We start from the raw sequence: 24,450 nt of genomic DNA on the forward strand, positions 1-24,450 counted from the left end.
CGGCTTACTCCTTGGCCTTGGCGGCAGCCGCCGGCGCGGCCGGCTTCAGCACCGGGCGGTTCTGCCGGTCCACGGCGATCACCGGCTGGCCCGCCCGCAACAGGTGGCCACCGGCGGCAACCACCCAGTCACCCGCGTTCACGCCGGACAGCACCGGCACGGTCTCGCTGCCAAACGCACCGGTGGTGACCGCTGCGGCCTTCAGCGTGCTGTTGGCCGGATCGACCAGCCACACGCTGGCGGCACCGTTGGCACCGCGCTGCAGTGCGCCCAGCGGCAGCTGCAGGGTGCCGTGGCGGCCGGCGCTGCTGTAGACGCGTGCACTCTGGCCCAGCTCGACATCGGCCAGCGCATCGGCCGCCAGGCTGACCCGGGTTGCATAGGTGCGTGCCTGCGGATCGGCGGCGGCAGCAATCTCGCGGATCGTGCCCGGCAGGCGCTGCCCCGGGCGGTTCCACAACTCCACCTCGACCGGCTGGCCGACCGCGTAGTCGCGGATGGTGGCTTCGGGCAGGTCGATCAGCACTTCGCGGCCACCGTCGGCGGCCAGGTTGAAGATGGTCTGTCCGGCGGACACCACCTGCCCGGCCTCGGCCTCGCGGCTGGCGATCACGCCGTCAGCCGGTGCGCGCAACTGCGCGTAGTCGGCCTGGTTGCGCAGCACATCGAGGTTGGCGCGGGCGGCGTTGGCCTGGCCCTGCGCCGCTTTGAAGGCGGCGGACTGCTGGTCCAGCTGCGAACGGCTGACCAGTTGCTGGTCGGCCAGCACCTGGTAGCGCTTGAGGTCGTCGCGGGCACGCACCAGGTCGGCTTCAGCCGCGGCCAGCTGCGCCTGCGAGGCACGCGCCTGCAGCGCGAAGTCAGCCACGTCCAGCTCGGCCAGCACGTCGCCCTTCTTCACCCGCTGACCGGCATCAACATGGCGCTTGACCAGGTTGCCACCCACGCGGAACGACAGCGGGCTTTCCTGGCGGGCACGCACCGTGCCCGGGAACGCCGCCGGGGCCTGCCCGGCCTGTTCGCCGGGGTGAACCACCAGTACCGGTACGGCCGCCTGTGGCGCCTGTTCCTGTCCCGAACAGGCTGCCAGCGCAGCCACCCACACCATACCGCCCATCCAGCGCACGATCTTCATCGGTCAACGTCCTGAAAACGCAGGGTTGCAACTAAGGGGGGAGCCGCGACTGCCGGCCCAATTTAATAAACCGGCCGGTATAGTATAAATATCGAACCGCTTGGTCTAGTATTGTCGTGATGAGTTCTCCCACTTCCCGCAAGCCGTCGGCCAAGCCCGCTGCCAAGGCCGCCGGACCCGGGCGTCCCAAGGACCTCGGCAAGCGCGCGGCGATCCTTGAAGCAGCCAAGGCACTGTTCATCGAACAGGGCTATACCGGCGTGAGCATGGACACCATCGCTGCTCAGGCGGGCGTCTCGAAGCTGACTGTGTACAGCCACTTCGGCGACAAGGAGACCCTGTTCTCCGAGGCCGTGCAGTCAAAATGCATTGAAATGCTGCCCGACGCCCTGTTCGTGGCCGACGCGGACGGCCCATTGCGCGACCAGCTGATCGGCATCGGCCTGGCCTTCTTCGAGCTGATCACCTCCGACGCGGCAATCTCCATCCAGCGCATGATGATGGCGCCGGAGACCGATGAACGCCTGCGCGAGCTGTTCTGGCAGGCCGGCCCGGAACGTACCTGTGAGGCCCTGGCCGATTTCCTGCGTGCGCGCGGCGAACGCGGCGAGCTGCACATCCGCGACTATTACCTGGCCGGCCAGCAGTTCCTGACGCTGGTGAAGGGCGAAGTGCACATGCATATGATGTGCGGCATGCCACTGTCACCGGTGGAGTGCGACCCTCTTGCCCATGTGACCGCCAGCATCGACTTCTTCCTGCGCGCCTATGCGCCGCGAGGGGCCGGGACGGCTGAATAACCAAAACTGAACGAACCGGAGGTCGCGATGACTTCCGGCACTGCGACCCCGGCCACCCGGCAGCTGATGCTCTGGGCGCGCCGCCGGCCTCCGGCACCGGTAAAATGGCCGGCCCACTGCGCTGGATTTGAACCTCATGACGATTGATTACGCCCACGCCCGCGAACTGATGGTGGAACAGCAGATCCGTCCCTGGGACGTGCTGGACATCAAGGTGCTCGACGTCCTGGCCCGCCTGCCGCGCGAGGCCTTTGTCGCCGATGCACACCGGGCACTGGCCTACGCCGATGTCGAACTGCCGATCGGCCATGGCCAGAAGATGATGAAGCCGGTCATCGAGGGCCGTACCCTGCAGGCACTGGATCTGCAGCCGGGTGACGAAGTGCTGGAAATCGGCACCGGCAGCGGCTTCCTGGCAGCCTGCATCGGCGCGCTGGCGCGCGACGTGCTGAGCCTGGAGATCGACCCGGAACTGGCCGCCGCCGCGCGTGCCCGCCTGGACGCTTCCGGCCTGGGCACCAACGTCCGCGTGGAAGTGGCTGACGCCCTGTCCTGGCAGACCGAACGCCGCTTTGACGTGATCTGTGTCACTGGTGCGGTCGACGTGGTGCCGTCACAGTTTGCCTCGTGGCTGCGTCCGGGTGGTCGCCTGTTCGTGATCCACGGCCGCTCGCCGGCGATGGAGGCCCTGCTGGTCAAGGCCGACGGCAGCACCGAGTCCCTGTTCGAGACCGATATCGATTACCTGCGCGGTGCCGCCCCGGCACCCCAGTTCCACCTCTGAGTCCAAGGAAGCCGCAATGATCCGCCGATCCCTCGCTGTTGCGCTGGCCACTGCCCTGCTGCCGTTGTCCGCCCATGCCGCCGACCTGCTGCAGGTCTACGAGATGGCGCGCAACGGCGATCCGCAGCTGTCCGCCGCCGAATCGACCCGGCTGGTCGACAAGGAAGGCGCCGTGCAGGCGCGCGCCGCCCTGCTGCCGCAGATCAACGGCCAGGCCACGCTGAACCGCACGCGCAGCGAGCCGAATGCCGACATCAACTCCGGTTCGTTCACCAACAAGCGCCGCAACTACTCGGTCGAGGGCAGCCAGACGCTGTTCAACTGGACCCAGATCAACAACCTGCGCTCGCAGCGTGAGCTGAGCAAGGCGGCGGACTTCACCCTCGATTCGGCCAACGACAGCCTGATCGTGCGCACCTCGGCGGCCTACTTCAACGTGCTGGTGGCGATCGAATCGCTGAACGCCGCACAGACCAATGAAGCGGCCGCGAAGAAGCAGTTCGACTTCGCCGACAAGCGCCTGGAAGTGGGCCTGGCGCCGATCACCGACGTGCACGAAGCACGCGCCCAGTATGACCAGGCGCGCGCCAACACCATCGTCGCGCAGAACACCCTGGCCGATAACTACCAGGCCCTGACCGAATTGACTGGCCAGCCGGTGGTGAACCTGCGTGGCCTGCCGGCGGACTTCCGCCCGGAAGTGCCGGCCAACCGCGGCAACATCGATGAACTGGTGCACCAGGCCACCGGGCAGAACCCGGCGCTGAAGGCCCAGGAACTGAAGGTCAGTGCCGCCGAAGCCGGTGTGCAGGCCGCCCGCGGCGGCCACTACCCCACCCTGTCGCTGGGCGGCAGCTGGGGCAAGAGCGCCACCTGGGGTGACAGCACCGGTGCCGGCTCGCTGTCGCCGGACGCGCGCACCAACAGCATCGGCCTGACCCTGAGCGTGCCGATCTTCGCTGGCGGTGCCACCCAGTCCAATGTGCGCCAGGCACTGGCCCAGCGTGACATCGCCCAGGACGGCTACGAGCAGCAGAAGCGTGCCCTGGACCGCAACACCCGCAATGCCTACCAGACCCTGGTGCAGGGCATCAGCGAAGTGGAAGCCCGCCGCCTGGCGGTGGTCTCGGCGCAGAGTGCGTACGACGCGTCGCAGGTTGGCCTGGAAGTCGGTACCCGTACCGTGCTGGACGTGATCCAGAACCAGCGCATCCTGTTCTCGGCGCAGCTGGACTACGCCCAGGCGCGCTACACCTTCCTGCAGAACCGCCTGCTGCTGAGCCAGTCGCTGGGTGCGCTGGACGTGGCCGAGCTGCAGGACGTGAACCGCCTGCTGACCCAGGACGCCGGCAACCCGGCAACGACCACGCACTGAGTCGTCGCCCTGCCGGCAACGAAGAAGCCACCCGCAAGGGTGGCTTTTTTGTGGGCGGCGCGTGCGGCCGCACGCATGGCGCAGATCTGCCGGCCGTCAGCCCGGCCACGCGCCTGCCCGCTCCACTGCGGCCAGCACGCACAGCGCCGTGGCCAGGGGCGCAAGCACCATCGCAGCACCCGGCATCGGCGCACGTACACGCAGCGCCGCCATGCACAGGGCCGCCATCACCAGCAGGGTTGCCGGTCCTGGCAGCACCGGCAATGCGCCGACCGGCGCTGCCAACGCCAGCAACGCTGCCGCCAGCACCACGGTGACCGGTATCAGCCGCGTCCGGAACCCGGGCGCTTCATCACCGGCCACAGGCCAGAGCTGCGCTGCCAGATGTGCGGCCAGCGACAACAGCACCAGCAGCAGTGCCGCCAGCCCGGCCATGCCCGCCAGCGGCAGCAAGGGCAGCAGCCACTGCAACTGCGGATGGCCCTGCAATGCCACCGACAACGGCCGCGTACTGGCCAATGCCGGGAATTCGACCAGTCCGGCCTGCAATGCGGCCAGCACGATCAGCAGCAGCGTCGCCAGCAGCAGCGCGGCCGCCAGCAGCCAGGGGGATCGTGCATGCGCCTGCGGGCCACGCCCGGGAAATCCCAGCGCCAGCCCCACACTGGCAAACACCCCCAGCAGGGGCACGCTTGCCGCCAGCACCCCACCGGGGCCGAATCGATAAGGCGCGGTGGCATCCGGCAACCACGGAATCCAGTTCGCGTAGTGCACGTGGCGGACCGCCAGCGCCAACAGCAACAGCCCGACACCGGTCTTCACCGTCAACAGCACGCAGACCGTCAGCGCGATGCGACGCGGAGGCTGCAGCACGAATGCACCCAGCACCAGCAGACTGCTGACGGCCATCACCGGATCCGGCAGCGCGCTGCCGGTTTCAATACCGCGACTGGCAAACAGCGCGCGCGCGTGGCCGGCCATGGACTGCGTCACGCCCGCGCTGGTCATCACCAGTTCCAGCAGCAGTGCAGCACCCAGCAGGCGCGCAGCCGCCGTGCCCCAGGCGGCCTGCAGCAGGCCGTGCAGGCCATCGGCTGCGGGCCGCTGCTGGTTCAGCACATGCAGGCAATACAGCATCGGCGCCGTGCCCAGTGCGGCCAGCAGCAGACTCAGCACGATGGCCGGGCCCGCCTGGGCGGCGGTGTACTGGCCAACCAGCGCGATCACGCTGCCACCCAGCAGCAGGGTCAACGCCACCATCGCGAAGTGATCCATTCCCAGCAGCGCGTGCCGGCCACGGCGGTTGTCGCTGTCCATCGCAAGCCCTCTTGAATCCGCACAAGCGCGGTCGACAGGAGGCTGGCAGCGTGCGCCAAGTGGCGGTATCAGAATCCGTACTGTGCGCATCGCAATGTGACCACAAACACGTTCGCAGCCACGCATCCGGTCCTGCTGCGACAGGAATCGGGCTGCTAAGCAGAATTGATGCAGTCGATCACGTCAGTCGGTCCGCTTAGCGTCCGACCTGCCGGTGTTGCTGCCCGGCTCAGCTGCGCGGCGGCGGCAGATGTGGCGCAACCAGCGCCAGCGTGCGCTGCAGGGCACCGCGGCCATTGCTGACCAGCGTGCAACCGGCACGGGCCATGTCCTCGCGCGCCTGTGCATCGCCCAGCAGATGCTGCAGCAGGTCACCCACCGCCTGCACGTCCTCGCCGATCAGCAACGCACCGGCCTCACGCATGCGCCGTGAGATCTCGGCGAAGTTGTGCAGGTGCGGACCGGTCACAGCGGCAGTGCCCATCGCCGCCGGTTCCAGCAGGTTGTGGCCACCGATCGGCTGCAGGCTGCCGCCGACGAAGGCGACCTGCGCGCAGGCATAGAACGGCATCAGCTCGCCCAGGGTGTCGATGACGAATACATCCGTGCCGGCCTCCGGCCATTGCTTCGCGCGACGGGTCGCCACGTCCCAGCCCTGCTCGCGCGCCAGCGCCTCCACCTTCGGGAAGCGTTCGGGGTGCCGCGGTGCCCACAGCAACAACAGGTCGGGGTGCTGCTGGCGCAGGCGCCGATGCAGGTCGATCACCGCCTGCTCCTCACCATCGTGGGTACTGGCCGCGATCCACACCGGGCGCCCGGCGGGCACGCAGGCATGGAACTGCTCGACGAAACCCTGCACATCCGGCGTGGCGATATCGAACTTGAGGTTGCCCAGCGCCTGCACCTGCTCCCGTGCAGCCCCCAGCTGGACGAAGCGTTCGGCGTCGTCCTGCGACTGCGCGGCCACGCAGGTGACCGTGCGCAGCGCTCGGCGGATCAGCGCCGCCAGCACCCGGTAACCGCGCAGCGAACGCGCTGACAGGCGGGCGTTGAGGATGTAGACCGGAATGCGGCGGTCGCGGCAGCCGAACAGCATGTTCGGCCACAGCTCGGTTTCCAGGATCAGCGCCAGGCTGGGCTGGAAGTGGCCGAGGAAGCGGTTGACGCTGCCCGGTACGTCGTACGGCAGATAGACGTGGTCCAGCGCGTCTCCCCACAGCGCGCGCACGCGCTCCGAACCGGTCGGGGTGATGGTGGTGATGACCCAGCGGATGTCCGGACGCTGCTGGCGCAGGGCATTGACCAGCGGCGCGGCGGCATTGACCTCGCCCACCGAGACCGCGTGCAGCCAGACCCGTGGCTGGCCGGTCGGCTGCGGATACGAGGCATAGCGCTCGTCCCAGCGCCGGAAGTATTCACGGACCCGGAAACCGCGCCAGACCAGGTGGTACACGGTGATCGGCAGCAGGATGTAGAGCACGGCGGAGTACAGGCCGCGCAGGATCCATTCGACAGGGTCTTTACGCATGCGGCAAGGATACGGGAGCCCCCCGGGAAAGACACGCAGCCGGGTTGGTAGAATGGCGCCATGTCCGATGCCACCACCGCCGTCCGCCCGTCGCTGCGCGATCCCCGCAACTGGCCGATGTTCGCCGCCATGCTCGGCGCCTTCGCCATCGCCCGCCTGCCGTGGATGCTGCAGCGTGCGCTCGGCCGTGGCGTCGGCTGGATCAGCTGGCGCCTGCTCGACAGCCGCCGTCGCGCTGCCGAGGTCAACCTGCAGCTGTGCTTCCCGGAGAAGGACGAAGCCTGGCGCCAGCGCCTGGTGCGCGACAGCTTCGACGCGCTGGGCGTGGGCGTACTCGAATGCATCCGCGCCTGGTGGGGCAGCATCGACCGCATCCGCCCACAGGTGAAGATCGAAGGCCTCGAGCATCTGCGGCAGATGCAGGCCGAAGGCCGCGGCGTGCTGCTGGTGTCCGGTCACTTCATGACCCTGGAGATGTGCGGCCGCCTGCTGTGCGACTACGTCGATCTTTCAGGCATGTACCGCAAGCACAAGAACCCGGTGTACGAGTGGGCGGTGAAGTTCGGCCGCCTGCGCTATGCCAAGGCGATGTTCGCCAACGAGGACATCCGCGCGACCGTGCGCCACCTGAAGAAGGGCGGCTTCCTCTGGTATGCGCCGGACCAGGACATGCGTGGCAAGGACACCGTGTTCGTGCCGTTCTTCGGCCATACCGCATCCACCATTACCGCCACCCACCAGCTGGCGCGGATGACTGGCTGCGCGGTGATTCCATACTTCCACCGCCGCGAGGGCGGGAAGTATTTCCTGAAGATCGGCGCACCGCTGGAGAACTTCCCCAGCGAGGATGTGGAAGCCGATACCACGCGGGTCAACCAGGCCATCGAAGAGATGGTGCGCGAGGCCCCCGACCAGTACCTGTGGATCCACCGCCGTTTCAAGCGCCAGCCGGGCGGGCGGAGCGATTTTTACAAGTAGATCCACGCCATGCGTGGATGCTCTTCGATCCCGTGTCGGGATTCACAACGGCCAGCGGCACCAGGCGTACGGGTACTCCCCCACCACGCACGCCAAGCCCGCACGGACCGGATTGGCCAGGATGTACATCGCCTTCTCGTGAAGTGATTCGTCGGTCCGCACTGCATGGTCGTGATAGCCGTGCTGCCACAGCGCGCCCTGCCGCTCCAGCCGCCGGTTCAGCAACCTGCTGCTGCGTGACTTCAGAAGGGACATGCACTCGGCCAAGGTTCCACTGCGCAGTTCCATCAGCCAGTGCAGATGGTCGGGCATCACCACCCAGGCGAGACTGTGGCTGAAGCCCCTACGCTCGACGAAGCGCAGGGTGTCGATCAGGATCGCCACGTTCGCCGCATCGGCGAATAACGGTTCACGGCCAAGGGTTGCCGTGGTCAATGCGTACACGTTGCCGGATCGGGAATATCGACCGTAGCGGAGTCTTGGGCTGGCCATGCCTCCAGCGTGCGATACGCATGGAAACACCGGTAGTGGTGGTTTACCCGTGTTTGCGTCGGGAAAGCTCCATCCACGCATGGCGTGGATCTACTGATCGACTCCATGGTTGATCCCTACCATGCGCGGATGCGCGGTCACTTCACCGGCGGGGAATCTTCCGCGTCCCGGGCCAACAGGCTGCCGGCGAACAACGCGGCCAACAGCACGGTCAGGCCACCCCAGAACGCGGAATAGAACGCCAGGTGCGTATTGAGCGGGAACACCGTGACCGCCAGCGCCAGCATCGCCGGGCGGGCCCGGTCACGCGCAGCCACCGGTGCATAGCGCCAGGCCCGCCAGGCCTGGGCCACGGCAGCCGACCACAGCAGCAGGCCGAGCACGCCGGTTTCCGCCAGGATCTCCAGCACGATCTGGTGGGCGTGCAATGCCGGTTGATTGCCCCACACGGCGGGGCCCTCGTCGGCCACGCAGGCCGGATACGCATCGCGGAAGCCACGCGCACCGACACCGTTGACCGGATGTTCCTCGATCATGCACACCGCCGCCGTCCAGATGCGCGCGCGTCCCGAAAGCGCCTCGTCAACGCCCTGCCCGTCTTCGTTCCATGCCTGTGCCGTGCGCGCAACACGCTCGCGCAGCTGCGGCACGCCCACTGTCAGTGCGGCCGTACCCAGCGCTGCCACCAGGGCCAGCAGCAGCAGCCGCTTCCAGCCGAACTGGCGCACGCCGCTGTAGGCCAGCACCAGCACAAAGGTGATCCATGAGGCGCGCGAACCCGCCAGCAACAGCACGCATCCCAGTGCAGCAGCGGCCAGCAACCACCCTGCGCTACCGAAACGTCGCGCCATCGGCAGCAGCAGGAACGGTGACAGGCTGGCCAGCACCTGGCCGAATTTCAGATTGCAGGGCCCGAGCGCACCACTGAGGCGGTCGGCCAGTGCGGCTTCATCGGCCGGGCACAGCGCGTGGCCACTCACGGCCAGCTTCAGCTGCTCGAGCGACCAGAACCACGGACTGGTACCGGCCACCGCCTGCACCAGCGCATCCAGGGTCCATGCGCCGGTGATCAGCGCCAGGCCGCCGAAGGTCAGCCGCCGCCGTTCCGGCGTGGCCACCGCGATCGCCACCAGCCACATGAAGGGCAGGTAGCGCAGGCCGGCGGCCGCCTTCGTCCACGACGCTGCCGGATCGATCGCATCAAACGCCGAGAACGCCTGCGGCAGCCAATAGCCGAGGAACAGGATCGAGGTCAGCGCCCAGGCTGCCGTGCTCAACAGGTGCGGGCGGCGCTGCAGGCGGCGCATGACCATGCGCGCGGCGGCGTACAGCGCGCCAAGCCCGAGCACGGTTTCAGCGATGCCCGGCAACGGCCACAGCGCCACGTACGCCAGCACCCACCACGGCGCCCAGCGCCCGGCGCGGTCCTCGCGCACGAGGGTTGCGGGGTCAGCCGGCGAGGTCGGCATAGAGGTGGAGGGTATCGCGCTGCATGGCCTGCAGGGTAAACGGGATGCGGGTCGGCAAGGACGGCGGCTGCGCCAGAAGGGCCAGCGCACGTTCACCCAGCGCGCGTGCATCGCCCAGCGGCACCGCGCCAGTGGGCTGCAGCTGCCGAAGCAGTTCGCCGACGCCACCATGATCCCAGCCCAGCACCGGACGGCCGACCGACAGCGCCTCGACCACGGTACGGCCGAATGCTTCGGGCTTGTCCGACAGCTGCAGCACCAGATCGCTGGCCGCATAGGCCTGGGCGATGCGCGCGGTCGGCGTACTGATCTGCACCGCGTCGGCCACGCCCCAAGCAGCGGCCTGCCGGCGCAGGTCGGCCACGTACGCTTCACGGCCCGGTTCATCGGTACCCAGCATCCACAGCTGTGCCGGCACACCGGCCGCGCGTACATCCGCCAGCAGCTGCAGCGCATGCGCATGCCCCTTCAGCCGGGTGCCGCGCCCCGGCAGCAGCAGCAGCGGGCCCTCAACCTGCGCCAGCCACGGGTAGTCGGCTGCCAGCGCCAGTCGTGGCCGGCGGTCGGCGCGGGCCACGCGCGGAAACTGTGCGACATCGACGCCGCGCGGAATCACCTGCAGGCGCGCTTCGGGAACCGTCGGATAGTGCCGCTGCACGTAGTCGCGAACGCTGTTGGACACGCAGATCACGCGTTCACCGCTGGTCATCACCGCGCTGTAGCGACTGGGCGAATTCAATCCGTGCACGGTGGTCACCCAGTGCGGGCGCTGTGCGGCGGGCATGGCACGGATCGCGTACAGGCCCAGCCAGGCCGGCAGCCGCGAACGGGCATGCACGATATCCGCGCCCACTTCGGCGAACAGGCGGCGCAGGGTCGGCAGGTGGCGCAGGGTCAGCAGCGATTTGCGACCGATGTCGAGGGTGAGGTGCTCGGCACCGCTATCGAGCAGCGGCTGCACCAGGCGGCCACCGGCGGAGACCACCAGCGCACGATGACCGGCAGCGACCAGGGCCGCAGCGATTTCCAGGGTCGAGCGCTCGACACCGCCGGAGTGCAGCGCCGGCAGCAACTGCACCACGGTCAATCGGCGCATCGAGGGGCGGCCGCTTAGTCGGCCAGCACGAACACGGAACCGCAGTACGGGCACTGCGCTTCGCCATTGGGCTCGTCTTCGATCGGCAGGTACACGCGCGGATGCGAGTTCCACAGCGCCATTTCCGGGGTCGGGCAGCTCAGCGGCAGATCGCTGCGGTGCACGGTGTAGCGCTTCTCGGCGTTGGCGGGCGCGGTGGCGGTATGGCTCATGGCGGATGTCGATGAACGGGTTGCGAGGCCTGTGATTCTAGCATCCGGGCCGCCCCGACATTGCGCCTCAACGGGTCTTTGCGCGTACCGGGCCGATTCCCTGCGACCTTGCATGCCACCTCGGGATGGGGAATTCCCGACCGATCCTGCAGGTTCACCCCGGGAAACCGCCGACAACGATATTTCCCGCATTTGGATCGAACTAAATGGCACTTGTCAGGTTGCCACGGCTGTTGCAGGATCGGGCCAGGTCGTGAACCGGCCTGCCCCAATCCGACCCGATCGCATGGCCCGCCCCCACCGGACCGGCATCGCCTCTTCCACTGCCATCCCGGCGGGCGGAGCGATGCTGTCCGTGGTGTCCGCCGATGCGGGTTCTGCCCGCCGCCTGCCCTTCCGGGAGACCCTTGCATGACCCTGTCCGATCCACGCCGCGCCCTGCTTCCGCTCGCCCTGGCCCTGGCCTGTGCGACTACCGCGATGCCGGTGCTGGCACAGGGACTGCAGACCTCGTTCGAGCCCGGCGAACCTGCCCCGTCGCAGGCCGCGGGTGCACTGCAGGTCACGATCGGCAACGGCCCTGCGGCGCCTTACGCCGCCAAGCGCAATGCGGGCTACAGCGGCCTGCATGCACTGCGCTACAGCAGCGAAGGCGGCAGCGCGCGACGCGAGCTGTTCAAGACCGACCTGCCGATCGAGGCCGATACCACCCTGTCGTGGCTGGTGCTGCCGGAGATCGTCGGCAAGGACACCGTGGCCTCGACCTATGTGTCACTGGACCTGCTGCTGGACGATGGCAACCGCGTTTCGGCCAGCGCTGCGCGTGACCAGCATGGGGTGGCCCTCGGCGCACGTGCGCAGGGCGCGTCGAAGACGCTGTATCCGCAGCAGTGGGCGCGCAAGGCAGTGCGGCTGGGCGACGTGCCCGCGCTGAAGGGCCGCCGCGTGGTCGCGATCGAACTGGACGTGGCCAGTACCGACGGTGCGCCGGTCTCCGGCTGGATCGATGACGTGCACCTGGACACAGTACCGAGGCAGCAGCCGACACGCGCCTCCGACTGGGTGCTGACCACCCGTGGCACCCAGGCCAACGGCACCTTCTCGCGCGGCAACAATTTCCCGGCCACCGCGGTACCGCACGGCTTCAACTTCTGGACCCCGGTGACCGATGCCGGCGCACTGAACTGGCTGTACCGCTGGAACGAACAGAACGACGCACAGAACCGCCCGCAGCTGCAGGCGCTAGCGCTGAGCCATCAGCCCAGCCCGTGGATGGGCGACCGCCAGACCTTCCAGGTGATGCCCTCGGCCAGCCGTGGCGTGCCGGAGGCCGACCGCCGCAAGCGTGCGCTGTCGTTCGATCGCAGCCATGAACGCGCGCGCCCGTATCGCTACGACGTGCGCTTCGACAACGGCATCGCCGCCGCCATCGCGCCGACCGATCATGCTGCGCTGTTCCGCTTCGATTTCCCCGAGGGCGGCGACGCCAATCTGCTGTTCGACAATGTCGATGCACGCGGTGGCATCACTCTGGATGCCGCCACGCAGACGCTGTCCGGCTACACCGACACGCGCAGCGGCCTGTCCAACGGCGCCAGCCGCATGTACATGGTGGCCAGCTTCGACAAGCCGTGGCGCAGCAGTGGGCGCCTCAACACCGGCCGCCCGACCGGTTACATCAAGTTCGATGCCGGCAGCGACCGGCGGGTGACCATGCGCATCGCGACCTCGCTGATCTCGGTGGAGCAGGCGCGGCACAACCTCGCACTGGAAATCGCTGCGGCCGACACGCTGGAAAGCGTGGCCGGCCGTGCGCAGGATGCATGGGACGCACGCCTGGCCCGCTTCGACATCGGCGATGCCAGCGACGACCAGAAGACCACGCTGTATTCCAGCCTGTACCGGCTGTTCCTGTACCCGAATTCCGGCCATGAAAACGTGGGCAGCGCCGCCGCACCGGAGTGGCGCTACGCCAACCAGGCCAGTGCCAGCGATGACAACACCGAGGGCAGCGCGACCCGCAGCTATGCAGCCGTGCGCGACGGCAAGGTATTCGTCAACAACGGCTTCTGGGACACCTTCCGCACCACCTGGCCGGCCTATGCGCTGTTCACTCCGGAGGATGCCGGGCAGCTGGTACAGGGCTTCATCGAGCAGTACCGCGCCGGCGGCTGGATCGCGCGCTGGTCGTCGCCGGGTTACGCCGACCTGATGGTCGGCACCAGCTCGGACGTGGCATTTGCAGACGCATGGCTGAAAGGCATCGGCGGCTTCGATCCGGCCGAGGCCTACGCCGCCGCGCTGAAGAACGCGACCGTGGTACCGCCCGACCGCCACGTCGGCCGCAAGGGCATGGACCGTTCGACCTTCCGTGGCTATGCCAGCGCCGACGTGCACGAAGGCATGTCGTGGACGATGGAAGGCGCACTCAATGACTTCGGCATCGCCAACATGGCCGATGCGCTGGCCAAGCGCGCGGCCACGCCGGCCGCACGCGAGCGCTACAGCACCGAGGCCGACTACTTCCGCCATCGCGCCGCCAGTTACGCGACGATGTTCGATCCGGCCGCCGGCTTCTTCCAGGGCCGTCGAGCCGATGGTCGCTGGCGCGTGGACGCCAAGGCCTACGACCCGCGCGTGTGGGGCCACGACTACACCGAATCCAACGGCTGGACCTTCGCCTTCACCGCCGCCCACGATGGCGAGGGCCTGGCGGCGCTGTATGGTGGCCGCGAAAAGCTGGCGGCGAAGCTGGATACCTTCTTCGCCACGCCGGAAACCGCGGACCCGGCACTGGCCGGTTCCTACGGCGGCACCATCCACGAGATGACCGAAGCGCGCGACGTGCGCATGGGCATGTATGCGCACAGCAACCAGCCGGCGCACCACATCCCGTGGATGTACCTGTACGCCGGGCAGCCGTGGAAGACCCAGCAGCATGTGCGCGAGATCCTGTCGCGGCTGTACGTCGGCAGCGAGATCGGCCAGGGCTACCCGGGCGACGAGGACAACGGCGAGACCTCGGCATGGTACGTACTGGCCTCGCTGGGCCTGTACCCGCTGCGCATGGGCGCCCCGGAGTACGTGATAGGCTCGCCGGCATTCGAGCATGCACGGGTGGAGCTGCAGGGTGGCGCGGTGCTGACCGTGAATGCGGCCAACAACTCGCGCGAGAACGTCTACGTGCAGTCGCTGAAGATCAACGGTACCCCGTGGACCAAGACCTGGGTGCCGCACGAGCTGATCGCCAAGGGCGCGACCCTCGACTTCGTGATGGGACCCCGTCCCTCGCGCTGGGGCAGTGGCGTGGATGATGTGCCGCGCTCGTTGACCGCGCGCGGCCAGCGCCCGCAGCTGCTGCACGACCTGCTCGGCAGCGGCGCGAAGGCGACGTTGGCCGATGGCCGTGCCCTGCCCGCGCTGCTCGATGACGATGCCGGCACGACAGTGGGCCTGGGCGGCGCTGCAACCATCGCGCTGACCGGACTGGCCGAGGGCACCCCGACGATGTACACGCTGACCAGCGGTGACGGCCGTATCCAGGGCGGTGAGTGGACGCTGGAGGCCCGCAACGGCAGCGGCAGCTGGGCCGTGCTCGACCAGCGCAGCGGCGAAGACTTCGAATCCGCCCGCCAGACCCGTCCGTTCCGCATCGCCAAACCCGGTCGCTACAGCGAGTACCGCCTGCGCCTGGCGGCACCGGCACGACTGCCGCTGGCGGAGATCGAACTGCTGGCGGCCGGCACCGTACAATGAGCGGCATGCGCTTCCGTCTTCTGCCTCTGGCCCTTGTTGCCCTGTCCTTCTCAAGTTTCGGCCAGACCCAGGCGTTCGATACGCAGCTGACCCGCGACGGCGTGACGCTGAATTACCAGGACGCGCGTGGCGCGCTGGCCGCGCCGCAGCGCAAGCGCGTGATCGATACGTTCTTCTTCGCCTACCTGCGCGAACGCGCGGACTTCCATCCGGCCGCGCCATCGATGGTGCGCATCGTGATCGATCCTGCCTACACCGGCATCGCCTTCGTCGGCGACAAGGACCAGGCAGCGACGATCACCATCAATCCAGGTTGGCTGGCGCAACACCCGAACGACATCGACCTGGTCACCCATGAGGCGATGCACATCGTGCAGGGGTATCCCGGCTACGGCGATGCACGGGTACCGGGCTGGCTGGTGGAAGGCATCGCCGACTACGCACGTGACCGCTACGGCATGGACAACACCGCCGCCGGCTGGGCATTGCCGGTCAAGGTCGAGAAGGGCCAGAACGTCGACAGCGGCTACCGGGTGACCGGTGCGTTCCTGAAATGGGCCGAGGCCGAGCATCCCGGCCTGGTGCTGGCGCTGGACAAGGCGCTGCGCGAGGGTCGCTATACGCCAGCGCTGTGGCAGAAACACACCGGCAAGGCACTGCCAGCGCTGTGGTCGCAGTACGCCAAGCCACGTTCGGATGCACCGCCGCCGGCGCCGGCGCGCCGCGGCAAGCGGCACTGACTGGGTGGTCAACTGGGTATTGGGGCGACTGGGTAGAGTCGACTGTTAGTCGACTGACTTTCGTACAGCCACCAAAAACCCCGCGCTTCGCGCGATAGTCGACCAACGGTCGACTCTACCTCGCTGCCTTCTACGCCTCAGCGCGACTGCACGAAGCTGGCGTAGAGCGCGAACAGCTGCTGGAAGTACCGCCGCGTCACTCGATTGCGCATGACACCCTCACCCATGGAAAGTTGGTCGGGCCCAGGGTGGGAAGGCCGGTCCGGTCCCTTCCCACGGCCAGGCCGCGTGGGCGTATTGGGCCGCAACGGCGTTGCAGGGACATGACCGGGTTGCGTAGCGCGTGTGGCACAGACCGGGGTAGAGCCGGCCGCTGGCCGGCTGACGTCGTGCGCCCGGACATCACTGCCGGCCAGCGGCCGGCACTACCTGTTTCCGCTTTGCGGAAACAGAAACGCGCCCCGTAGGGCGCGCTTCTGCAGATCGAATCGGGAAGAAGGCCTCAGGCCTTCTTCTCCGCTTCGATCTGCTTGCGGATCTGCGCATCCACCGCCGCAATGGCGGTCATGTTCAGGATCCGGCGCGAGGTCGCACTGGTGGTCAGGATATGCACCGGCTTGTTCACGCCCATCAGGATCGGGCCGATCGCCACGCCGTCGGTGAACACACGCACCAGGTTGTAGGCGATGTTGGCCGCTTCCAGGTTCGGCAGCACGAACAGGTTGGCGCGGCCCTGCAGGGTCGAGCCCGGCAGCAGCTTCTGGCGCAGCGCTTCATCCCATGCGGTGTCGCCCTGCATTTCACCGTCCACGTTCAGACGCGGGTTGCGCTTGAGCAGCAGCTCGCGCACCTGGCGCATTTTCAGCGCGTCCTTGGAATCGTGGCTGCCGAAGTTGGAGTGCGACAGCAGCGCCACCTTCGGCTCGATGCCGAACAGCTTCATGCGGTAGGCCGCCTGCAGGGTCGCTTCGCACAGCTGCTCGGCGGTCGGGTCTTCCTGCACGTGGGTATCGACGAAGAAGAACACGCCCTGCTGGTTGATCACGCCGGTCATCGCCGAGGTCGAGGTGACCTTCGGCTCCAGCGGCAGCACGCTGCGCACGTAGCCCAGCTTCTTGTGGAAGCGGCCGACGATGCCGGTCAGCATCGCATCGGCTTCGCCACGGGCCACCATCACCGCCGCGATCAGGGTCGGGCGCGAACGCATCAGGTTCTTGGCCGCGGCCACGGTCACGCCACGACGGCCGGTCAGGCCGTGGTAGTACTGCCAGTATTCGTTGAAGCGCGGATCGTCGTTGATGTTGGTGACTTCAACGTTCTCGCCGATCTTCAGGCGCAGGCCGAGGCGCTCGATGCGCGACTCGATCACTTCCGGGCGGCCGATCAGGATCGGGTGCGCCAGGCCGTCGTCGACCACGTTCTGCACCGCCTGCAGCACCACTTCCTCTTCACCTTCGGCGTACACCACGCGCTGCTTGTCGCTGCGCGCGCGGTCGTAGACCGGCTTCATCATCAGGCTGGTGCGGTAGACGAACTGGGCCAGCTTGTCACGGTAGGCGCCCATGTCGTCGATCGGGCGCGAGGCCACGCCCGAGTCCATCGCGGCCTGGGCCACGGCGGCCGACAGCTCCACCAGCAGGCGGCGGTCGAACGGACGCGGGATCAGGTATTCACGGCCGAAGCTCGGCGTCTCGCCGCCGTAGGCCGAGCCCATGTCGGTGGCCGCACGGCGTGCCAGCGCGGCGATGGCGCGCACGCAGGCGATCTTCATTTCCTCGTTGATCGCGGTCGCGCCCACGTCCAGCGCACCACGGAACAGGTACGGGAAGCACAGCACGTTGTTGACCTGGTTCGAGTAGTCCGAACGGCCGGTGCCGATGATCGCGTCCGGACGGGCGGCGCGTGCCAGTTCCGGCATGATTTCCGGGGTCGGGTTGGCCAGCGCGAAGATCACCGGATCCGGCGCCATGGTCTTGACCATGTCGGCGGTCAGGATGCCCGGTGCCGACAGGCCCAGGAAGATATCCGCGCCGTCGACGATCTCGGCCAGGGTGCGCTTGTCGGTGTCGCGCGCATAGCGCTGCTTTTCCGGGTCCAGGTCGGTACGGCCGGTATGGATCACGCCCTCGCGGTCGAAGGCCAGGATGTTCTCCGGCTTCAGGCCCAGCTGCACCAGCATGTTCACGCAGGAAATGCCGGCTGCGCCCATGCCCGTGGTCGCCAGCTTCACTTCCTCGATCTTCTTGCCGGTGATCGCCATGGCGTTGAGCACGGCCGCGCCGACGATGATCGCCGTGCCGTGCTGGTCGTCATGGAACACCGGGATCTTCATGCGCTCGCGCAGCTTGCGCTCGACCACGAAGCATTCCGGCGCCTTGATGTCTTCCAGGTTGATGCCGCCGAAGGTCGGCTCCAGCGAGGCGATGATGTCGACCAGCTTGTCCGGGTCGGTTTCATCCACTTCGATGTCGAACACATCGATGCCGGCGAACTTCTGGAACAGCACGCCCTTGCCTTCCATCACCGGCTTGCCGGCCAGCGCGCCGATGTTGCCCAGGCCCAGCACCGCGGTGCCGTTGGAGATCACCGCCACCAGGTTGCCGCGGGCGGTCAGCTCGCTGGCCTGCTGCGGGTCGGCCTTGATCGCTTCACAGGCGTACGCCACGCCCGGCGAATACGCCAGCGACAGGTCGCGCTGGGTCAGCATGGGCTTGGTAGCGGAAACCTTGATCTTTCCCGGCGGGGACATCCGGTGGTAATCGAGGGCGGCCTGTTTGAAATCTTCGTTGGACATCGATGTGGGTTACATGAATGGGCAGAAGGGACAGGGGATGATACCCCCGTTGGAGCGTCTGGACCTGTCGCTATCCTGTCGCAGGCATGCTGCGACCGCACAATTCCGTGCCGTATGCGACGGTACCGCGACACCAGCTTCGGTGCCTCCCATGACAGCCATGGGACGCTTTGAAACGCCGCGGGGCCGTACCACTGTCGTGACCGGCCCCGCGGTACCACACACCTGGATCAGCCCCTGGCCGGCAGCGCCTCGGGCACGGCATCGATCAGCGGCGGCAATTCGCTTTCGCGGCCATCCAGCGCCAGCTGCAGGCGGTTGCGGTCCAGCGCCCCCTCCCAGCGCGAGACCACCACGGTGGCCACGGCATTGCCGATGAAGTTGGTCAGCGAACGGCATTCACTCATGAAGCGGTCCACGCCCAGGATCAGCGCCATGCCGGCCACCGGCACCTCCGGCACCACCGCCAGGGTGGCGGCCAGGGTGATGAAGCCGGCACCGGTGACGCCGGCCGCGCCCTTGGAGCTGAGCATGGCGACCAGCAGCAGGGCGATCTGGTGGCCCAGGGTCAGTTCGGTGTTGGTGGCCTGGGCGATGAACAGCGCGGCCAGGGTCATGTAGATGTTGGTGCCGTCCAGGTTGAACGAGTAGCCGGTCGGGACCACCAGACCCACCACCGACTTGCTGCAGCCGGCGCGTTCCATCTTCTCCATCAGCGACGGCAGCGCCGACTCCGACGAAGAGGTACCCAGCACCAGCAGCAGTTCGGCCTTCAGGTAGCGCGCCAGCTTGAACACCGAGAAGCCGCACAGGCGGCAGACCAGGCCCAGGATCACCGCCACGAACAGGAAGGCGGTGAGGTAGAACGAACCCACCAGCCAGGCCAGGTTGATCAGCGAGCCGACGCCGTACTTGCCGATGGTGAAGGCGATTGCGCCGAAGGCACCGATCGGAGCGGCCTTCATCAGGATGTGCACCAGCTTGAACACCGGAGCGACCAGCGCCTCCAGGAAGTTCACGATCGGCTTGCCCTTCTCGCCCACCGATGCCAGCGCGATGCCGAACAGCACGGCCACGAACAGCACCTGCAGGATGTTGCCATCCACGAACGCGCTGAGCAGCGTCTTCGGGATGATGTCCATCAGGAAGCCGACCAGGGTCAGGTCATGCGACTTCTCGACGTAGCTGTGCACCGCGGTCTGGTCCAGCTCGGCCGGGTTGATGTTCATGCCGGCGCCGGGCTGCACCACGTGCGCCACGATCATGCCGACGATCAGTGCCAGCGTGGAGAAGAACAGGAAGTACGCCATCGCCTTGGCGAATACGCGGCCCACCGTGCGCAGGTGGGTCATGCCGGCGATGCCGGTGACGATGGTCAGGAAGATCACCGGCGCGATGATCATCTTCACCAGGTTGATGAAGGCATCGCCGAGCGGCTTCATCTTCTCGCCGATCAACGGTTCGTAGTGGCCGAGGATGGCGCCCAGGACGATCGCCACGATCACCTGGAAGTACAGCTGGCGATAGATCGGCAACGGCTTTGCAGGCACCGGTGCTGCGGTCGGGATGTGCATGGCGGACTCCGGAAGGGGCGTTTTCAGGCACGTACGGCCCCGGGACAGCGCGGGAACCGTTACCGTGGAAACTGACCGCAGGCCCTGTGCTGCACGCGCAGGGGGTGCGACCAATGGACGCCTTTGTACGCGCCGGGCACGCTGGCGCAGATAACCTATTGGTACTAGCCCCCCGGTTCAGGTGGCCGCGATGCCTACACTGGCGCCGCACCGCCCGATCACGGGGAGGCCGGTGGCCCGAGCTGAACGGCCGGGCGCGTCATTGCGAAAGTTCCGGCCCTTGCGGCCGTTGTTGTCCTGTCCACACGCAATCTGAGAGAGCCGCACCCAACATGCGCCCGATTCCCACCTTGCTGGCCCTGTCGCTGGCCGCGCTTCCCGCCTTCGCTTCGGCTGCCGATTTCGACAACTGGCCGACCAAGTACGCCTTCGGCGACGGCACCGAGTTGGCCGCTACCGCCAACATCGCCTACGACTACAACGATTTCTCCTCGGGCAGCGGCCTGGAGGACGACGACGCCGTGCGCCGCAAGGAGTTCGGTGCGACGCTGAAGAAGAAGGGCGTCTACGACGCGATGGTCTATTACGACTTCCAGTCCGATACCTGGCTGGACGTGTTCGTGCGCTTCGAAAGCAAGGCCTTCTTCGGCCGCGACATCGGCCGCTTCCGCTTCGGCTACATGAAGACCCCGGTCGGCCTGGACGCGAACACGTCTTCGCGCGCCGGCAGCTTCCTGGAAACCGCACTGCCGGTGCAGGCCTTCTACGCTGGCCGCCGCACGGGTGTGGAATGGGTGCTGGAGCGCCCGCAGTACCTGCTGCAGGCCGGCGCCTATGGCGGCAAGGACCTGCAGGGTGACAACCCGGGCACCACCCAGGCCGTGCGTGCGGTGTGGACCCCGGTGAAGGCGCCGGGTGACGTAATCCACCTGGGCCTGGCCTATTCGCAGGAAAATCCGCGCGGTTACAGCGATGGCCGCGACGTGCACCACGAGGCCAGCGCACGCCTGCGCGCACGTCCGGAAGCCGGCCTGACCGACATCCGCTACGTCGACTCCGGCGCGCTGGTCACCGCTGACCAGATCCGCCGTACCGGCCTGGAAGGCATCTGGATCCGCGGGCCGTTCTCGCTGCAGGCTGAAGCCCTGCGCGCCACGGTCACCCGTCATGACGGCAAGCCCGACTACACCGGCAGCGGCCAGTACGCGATGGCCAGCTGGGTGCTGACCGGCGAATCGCGCCCATACAACGCCGGTGCCGTGGCCAACATCAAGCCGGCGCACGACTACGGCGCGGTGGAACTGGTGGCCCGTTACAGCCGCATGGACCTCGACGATGGCAGCATCCTCGGCGGCCGCCAGCACGACCTCACCCTGGGTGCGAACTGGTACCTGACCAGCCACTTCAAGTTCCAGGCCAACTACGTCAAGGTCGACGCCAGCCGTCGCGGTGTGCACAGCACGCCGGAGATCTTCGAACTGCGCGCGCAGATGCACTTCTGACCCCTTCCACGTCAGATCCCGGCGGGCGTGCACACCACGCCCGCCGGCCCTGCGTAGACTGCCGCCATGTACTGGCTCAGCCGCCACCGGATGCTGTTGCTGACCATCCTGGTGATGGTCGGTGGCACCGTGCTGTGTGCGGTCGCCGCTGGCCACTACGCCTGGCGGCGCGCCCTCGGCGAAGAAAGCAGCCAGGTACAACGCCAGCTGCAGTTGTACGGCCAGGGCCTGCAGCAGCGCATCGACCGCTTCGGCACGTTGCCGCAGGTACTGGCGCTGGATCCGGATCTGCTGCACGCGCTGCGCGTACCGCCCTCGCCCAGCGAACGGCAGCGGCTGAACCTCAAACTGCAACGCGCCAATGAAGTCACCCGTGCCTCGACCCTGACCCTGGTCGGCCACGACGGCGTGGCAGTGGCGGCCAGTAACTGGGACCAGCCGACCACCAATGTCGGTGAGAACTACAGCTACCGCCCCTACTACCGCCAGGCGCTGGCGCAGGGCCGTGGCCGCTTCTACGGCATCGGCATGACCACCGGCGTGCCCGGCTACTACCTGTCGCAGGCCATTGAGGAAGACGGCAAGCGGCTCGGCGTGGTGGTGATCAAGGTCGAGCTGTCGGCGCTGGAACAGGAATGGTTGAGCAGCCCCGATGTGGTGCTGGCCAGCGACGACCACGACGTGGTGTTCCTGGCCAACCGTGACAGCTGGCGCTACCGCCTGCTGCGCGCGCTGGGCGCCGATGAGCGCCGCGAAATGCTGGATGCTCGCCAGTACGCCGACCGCGCCCTGCAGCCACTGCGCGCACGCACTGAGGACGTGCTGGCCGACGGCGGCCGCATGGTGCGCCTGCTGGATCCGGCACTGCCGCAGCCGATGCTGTGGCAGAGCCTGCCCTTGCCCGCCGAAGGCTGGAACCTGCATCTGCTGCACGACGCCAGTGCCGCCACCGCCGCCGGTCGTGCAGCCGCCCTCACCGGAGGTGCCGCGTGGCTTGCACTGGGCTTCCTGGTGCTGTTCGTGCAGCAGCGGCGACGCTTGGCCAAGCATCGCCTGCGCAGCCGCCGCGAACTGGAAACCCTGCTCAAGCAGCACGCACAGGAACTGCGCACCGCACAGGATGGCCTGCTTCAGGCCGCCACCGATGCCGACAGCGGTCTCAGCCGCAGCCTCGAACATCTGCCGCAGGGTGTGGTGGTGATCGACCGGGAACTGCGCCTGGTCGCGTGGAATTCGCGCTACCTGGAGCTGTTCCGATTTCCGCTGGACCTGGTGCGCGTGGGCCGGCCGATCGAGGAACTGTTCCGCTTCAATGCGCGTCGTGGCCTGCTGGGCCCCGGCCCGGTGGACGAGGCCATCGAGCGCCGCCTGAACCACCTGCGCAGCGGCCGCCCGCACATGCGCGAGAGCGAGAAGGACGACGGCACCGTGCTGGAGATTCGTGGCAACCCGCTGCCCGACGGCGGCTTCGTCACCAGCTATGCCGACATCACCAGCTACAAGAACGCGGCGCGCGAACTGCGCTCGCTGGCCGACGCGCTGGAACACCGCATTGCCGAACGTACCCACGACCTGGACGAAGCACGCCGCGAAGCCGAACAGGCCAACCGCTACAAGACCCGCTTCGTCGCTTCGGCTGTGCACGACCTGCTACAACCCCTCAACGCAGCGCGCATGTTCGTCTCGGTGCTGCGCGGCAAGCTGAGCGACCCGGCGCAACAGCAGACCAGCGACCACATCGATGCTGCGTTGGCTGCCCAGGATGCGATCCTCAACAGCCTGCTGGACATCGCGCGCCTGGAATCGGGCAGCCTGCCGACCCGTGTGCAGGCGTTCCGGCTCGGGCCGCTGCTGCAGACACTGGCGCGCGAATTCGGCATCGCCGCGCAGTCGCGTGGGCTGATAGTCGACTGGGTCGATACCGCTGCGGTGGTGGTCAGCGATGAAGCCCTGCTGCGCCGCATCCTGCAGAACTTCCTGTCCAACGCGCTGCGCTACAGCGAACGCGGCCGCGTGCTGCTCGGCTGCCGTCGCCGCGAAGGCCTGCTGTGGATCGAAGTGCACGATCAGGGACCTGGCATTCCCGACGCGTTGCAGGGCGAAATCTTCGAGGAATTCCGCCGCCTGCACGACGGCCAGCAGCGCGGCGCGGGCCTTGGCCTGGCGATTGTCGACCGCATCGGCCGCCTGCTCGGCCATCCAATCCGGCTGCGCTCGCAGCTGGGCCAGGGCAGCGTGTTCGCCGTGGGCGTGCCGTTCGGCGAGGCCAGCGCGATTCCGGCCACGGCACCCGCGCCGGTGCTGGTACAGGAACCGGCCGCGGACAATCCGCTGCGCGGGCGCCGGGTGTGGGTGATCGACGACGATCCGCACGTCTGCGCCGCCAGCCGCGCGCTGCTGGAGCGCTGGGGCTGCGAGGTGGCGCTGGCCGACGGCCCGCAGGCGGCGCTGCAGCTGGCGGCAACAGGCGCGGTGCCAGAGCTGGTGCTGCTGGATGTGCGCATGGGCGATCACCACGGACCGGTGCTGTACGAGACATTGGCCGAACTGTGGCAGGCTCGCCCGCCGGTGGTGCTGGTCACTGCCGAGCGCGATGCGGGATTGCGTGAGATGGCCGCCGAACGCGGCTGGGGAATGATGGCCAAGCCGGTGAAGCCGCCGGCGCTGCGGGCGCTGATGAGTCAGTTGTTGATCCGGCATCGCGGGTGATTCCCAGCCAACGGCGCAGCCCCTCGTGGGTGTTGGTTGATCGCGGAAAGCCGGGTTACTGAGGGCTGGCCGGGTGGGTGGGTACTGCGGGGACGCCGTGAACCTGTGGTGGTCAAGTATTTTTGGACACTCCCAAAGGGAGTTCAGGCCACCTGCACTTCACGGAGCGCAGGTGGCACAAGGCCGTTG

Annotated in this window: 17 protein-coding genes; 8 read left to right on the forward strand and 9 right to left on the reverse strand. The window is 67.6% G+C overall.

The window, feature by feature from the left end; genetic code table 11:
• Positions 1-4: 4 nt before the first annotated feature.
• Positions 5-1,135 (reverse strand): efflux RND transporter periplasmic adaptor subunit, encoded by a 1,131-nt coding sequence (locus AC13GF_RS13430; RefSeq protein ID WP_483004927.1) that lies wholly within the window; start codon positions 1,133-1,135, stop codon positions 5-7.
• A 119-nt stretch (positions 1,136-1,254) separates the two neighbouring features.
• Between AC13GF_RS13430 and AC13GF_RS13435 the strand changes: the two genes are divergently transcribed.
• The 3 genes from AC13GF_RS13435 to AC13GF_RS13445 all read left to right on the forward strand — a co-directional run bounded on the left by AC13GF_RS13435 (position 1,255) and on the right by AC13GF_RS13445 (position 4,094).
• Positions 1,255-1,935, forward strand: coding sequence for a TetR/AcrR family transcriptional regulator (locus AC13GF_RS13435; RefSeq protein ID WP_483004928.1), 681 nt, complete (start codon positions 1,255-1,257; stop codon positions 1,933-1,935).
• Positions 1,936-2,071: 136 nt separating this feature from the next.
• The gene (locus AC13GF_RS13440; RefSeq protein WP_049398378.1) at positions 2,072-2,719 is read left to right on the forward strand and encodes a protein-L-isoaspartate O-methyltransferase family protein; all 648 of its coding nucleotides are present in this window, start codon (positions 2,072-2,074) and stop codon (positions 2,717-2,719) included.
• Positions 2,720-2,735: 16 nt separating this feature from the next.
• A complete protein-coding gene (locus tag AC13GF_RS13445; RefSeq protein WP_483004929.1) occupies positions 2,736-4,094 on the forward strand; it encodes a TolC family outer membrane protein in 1,359 nt (452 codons plus the stop codon).
• Between the two features lie 96 nt (positions 4,095-4,190).
• On the opposite strand, the gene AC13GF_RS13450 is transcribed toward AC13GF_RS13445, so the two are convergent.
• Positions 4,191-5,411: an amino acid transporter gene (locus tag AC13GF_RS13450; RefSeq protein ID WP_483004930.1), complete on the reverse strand. Its 1,221-nt coding sequence runs from the start codon at positions 5,409-5,411 to the stop codon at positions 4,191-4,193.
• Positions 5,412-5,640: 229 nt separating this feature from the next.
• Positions 5,641-6,939 (reverse strand): lipid IV(A) 3-deoxy-D-manno-octulosonic acid transferase, encoded by a 1,299-nt coding sequence (waaA, locus tag AC13GF_RS13455; RefSeq protein WP_483004931.1) that lies wholly within the window; start codon positions 6,937-6,939, stop codon positions 5,641-5,643.
• Between the two features lie 60 nt (positions 6,940-6,999).
• On the opposite strand from waaA, the gene AC13GF_RS13460 reads away from it, so the two are divergent.
• The gene (locus AC13GF_RS13460; RefSeq protein WP_483004932.1) at positions 7,000-7,917 is read left to right on the forward strand and encodes an LpxL/LpxP family Kdo(2)-lipid IV(A) lauroyl/palmitoleoyl acyltransferase; all 918 of its coding nucleotides are present in this window, start codon (positions 7,000-7,002) and stop codon (positions 7,915-7,917) included.
• A gap of 42 nt (positions 7,918-7,959) precedes the next feature.
• Here the strand turns inward: AC13GF_RS13460 and AC13GF_RS13465 are convergent, their stop codons facing one another.
• From AC13GF_RS13465 to AC13GF_RS13480, 4 genes are all read right to left on the reverse strand, one after another.
• On the reverse strand, positions 7,960-8,409 hold the full coding sequence (locus tag AC13GF_RS13465; protein WP_483004933.1) for an REP-associated tyrosine transposase: 450 nt from the start codon (positions 8,407-8,409) through the stop codon (positions 7,960-7,962).
• A 137-nt stretch (positions 8,410-8,546) separates the two neighbouring features.
• Positions 8,547-9,878 (reverse strand): O-antigen ligase family protein, encoded by a 1,332-nt coding sequence (locus tag AC13GF_RS13470; RefSeq protein WP_483004934.1) that lies wholly within the window; start codon positions 9,876-9,878, stop codon positions 8,547-8,549.
• Positions 9,859-10,974 carry a glycosyltransferase gene (locus AC13GF_RS13475; protein ID WP_483004935.1) on the reverse strand — a complete coding sequence of 372 codons (1,116 nt, stop codon included), beginning with the start codon at positions 10,972-10,974 and terminating at the stop codon, positions 9,859-9,861. The genes AC13GF_RS13470 and AC13GF_RS13475 overlap by 20 nt, the downstream gene beginning before the upstream one ends.
• Positions 10,975-10,988: 14 nt before the next feature.
• On the reverse strand, positions 10,989-11,186 hold the full coding sequence (locus AC13GF_RS13480) for a zinc-finger domain-containing protein (protein ID WP_005410967.1): 198 nt from the start codon (positions 11,184-11,186) through the stop codon (positions 10,989-10,991).
• A 411-nt stretch (positions 11,187-11,597) separates the two neighbouring features.
• Between AC13GF_RS13480 and AC13GF_RS13485 the strand changes: the two genes are divergently transcribed.
• Together AC13GF_RS13485 and AC13GF_RS13490 are read left to right on the forward strand one after the other, a co-directional pair.
• Positions 11,598-14,942, forward strand: a complete 3,345-nt coding sequence (locus tag AC13GF_RS13485; RefSeq protein WP_483004936.1) for a GH92 family glycosyl hydrolase — start codon at positions 11,598-11,600, stop codon at positions 14,940-14,942.
• A complete protein-coding gene (locus AC13GF_RS13490) occupies positions 14,939-15,682 on the forward strand; it encodes a basic secretory protein-like protein (RefSeq protein ID WP_483004937.1) in 744 nt (247 codons plus the stop codon). The genes AC13GF_RS13485 and AC13GF_RS13490 overlap by 4 nt, the downstream gene beginning before the upstream one ends.
• Before the next feature lie 502 nt (positions 15,683-16,184).
• Here AC13GF_RS13490 and AC13GF_RS13495 read toward each other — a convergent pair.
• Both AC13GF_RS13495 and AC13GF_RS13500 read right to left on the reverse strand, forming a co-directional pair.
• Entirely contained in the window at positions 16,185-18,476 is a 2,292-nt protein-coding gene (locus tag AC13GF_RS13495; RefSeq protein WP_483004938.1) for an NADP-dependent malic enzyme, read from the reverse strand.
• 230 nt (positions 18,477-18,706) lie between these two features.
• Positions 18,707-20,050, reverse strand: a complete 1,344-nt coding sequence (locus AC13GF_RS13500) for a dicarboxylate/amino acid:cation symporter (RefSeq protein WP_010480813.1) — start codon at positions 20,048-20,050, stop codon at positions 18,707-18,709.
• Between the two features lie 332 nt (positions 20,051-20,382).
• Between AC13GF_RS13500 and AC13GF_RS13505 the strand changes: the two genes are divergently transcribed.
• Both AC13GF_RS13505 and AC13GF_RS13510 read left to right on the forward strand, forming a co-directional pair.
• On the forward strand, positions 20,383-21,552 hold the full coding sequence (locus AC13GF_RS13505) for an OprO/OprP family phosphate-selective porin (RefSeq protein WP_032129108.1): 1,170 nt from the start codon (positions 20,383-20,385) through the stop codon (positions 21,550-21,552).
• Between the two features lie 66 nt (positions 21,553-21,618).
• Positions 21,619-24,261 carry a hybrid sensor histidine kinase/response regulator gene (locus AC13GF_RS13510; RefSeq protein WP_483004939.1) on the forward strand — a complete coding sequence of 881 codons (2,643 nt, stop codon included), beginning with the start codon at positions 21,619-21,621 and terminating at the stop codon, positions 24,259-24,261.
• The last annotated feature ends 189 nt before the right edge of the window (positions 24,262-24,450 follow it).

The organism is Stenotrophomonas sp. 22LJNL06-5-1 (genome assembly GCF_056861455.1).

Bases quoted from the DNA above. Each gene is read 5' to 3' on its own strand.
- AC13GF_RS13430 (WP_483004927.1), bottom strand. From the start codon at position 1,135: ATGAAGATCGTGCGCTGGATGGGCGGTATGGTGTGGGTGGCTGCGCTG.
- AC13GF_RS13435 (WP_483004928.1), top strand. From the start codon at position 1,255: ATGAGTTCTCCCACTTCCCGCAAGCCGTCGGCCAAGCCCGCTGCCAAG.
- AC13GF_RS13440 (WP_049398378.1), top strand. From the start codon at position 2,072: ATGACGATTGATTACGCCCACGCCCGCGAACTGATGGTGGAACAGCAG.
- AC13GF_RS13445 (WP_483004929.1), top strand. From the start codon at position 2,736: ATGATCCGCCGATCCCTCGCTGTTGCGCTGGCCACTGCCCTGCTGCCG.
- AC13GF_RS13450 (WP_483004930.1), bottom strand. From the start codon at position 5,411: ATGGACAGCGACAACCGCCGTGGCCGGCACGCGCTGCTGGGAATGGAT.
- waaA (WP_483004931.1), bottom strand. From the start codon at position 6,939: ATGCGTAAAGACCCTGTCGAATGGATCCTGCGCGGCCTGTACTCCGCC.
- AC13GF_RS13460 (WP_483004932.1), top strand. From the start codon at position 7,000: ATGTCCGATGCCACCACCGCCGTCCGCCCGTCGCTGCGCGATCCCCGC.
- AC13GF_RS13465 (WP_483004933.1), bottom strand. From the start codon at position 8,409: ATGGCCAGCCCAAGACTCCGCTACGGTCGATATTCCCGATCCGGCAAC.
- AC13GF_RS13470 (WP_483004934.1), bottom strand. From the start codon at position 9,878: ATGCCGACCTCGCCGGCTGACCCCGCAACCCTCGTGCGCGAGGACCGC.
- AC13GF_RS13475 (WP_483004935.1), bottom strand. From the start codon at position 10,974: ATGCGCCGATTGACCGTGGTGCAGTTGCTGCCGGCGCTGCACTCCGGC.
- AC13GF_RS13480 (WP_005410967.1), bottom strand. From the start codon at position 11,186: ATGAGCCATACCGCCACCGCGCCCGCCAACGCCGAGAAGCGCTACACC.
- AC13GF_RS13485 (WP_483004936.1), top strand. From the start codon at position 11,598: ATGACCCTGTCCGATCCACGCCGCGCCCTGCTTCCGCTCGCCCTGGCC.
- AC13GF_RS13490 (WP_483004937.1), top strand. From the start codon at position 14,939: ATGAGCGGCATGCGCTTCCGTCTTCTGCCTCTGGCCCTTGTTGCCCTG.
- AC13GF_RS13495 (WP_483004938.1), bottom strand. From the start codon at position 18,476: ATGTCCAACGAAGATTTCAAACAGGCCGCCCTCGATTACCACCGGATG.
- AC13GF_RS13500 (WP_010480813.1), bottom strand. From the start codon at position 20,050: ATGCACATCCCGACCGCAGCACCGGTGCCTGCAAAGCCGTTGCCGATC.
- AC13GF_RS13505 (WP_032129108.1), top strand. From the start codon at position 20,383: ATGCGCCCGATTCCCACCTTGCTGGCCCTGTCGCTGGCCGCGCTTCCC.
- AC13GF_RS13510 (WP_483004939.1), top strand. From the start codon at position 21,619: ATGTACTGGCTCAGCCGCCACCGGATGCTGTTGCTGACCATCCTGGTG.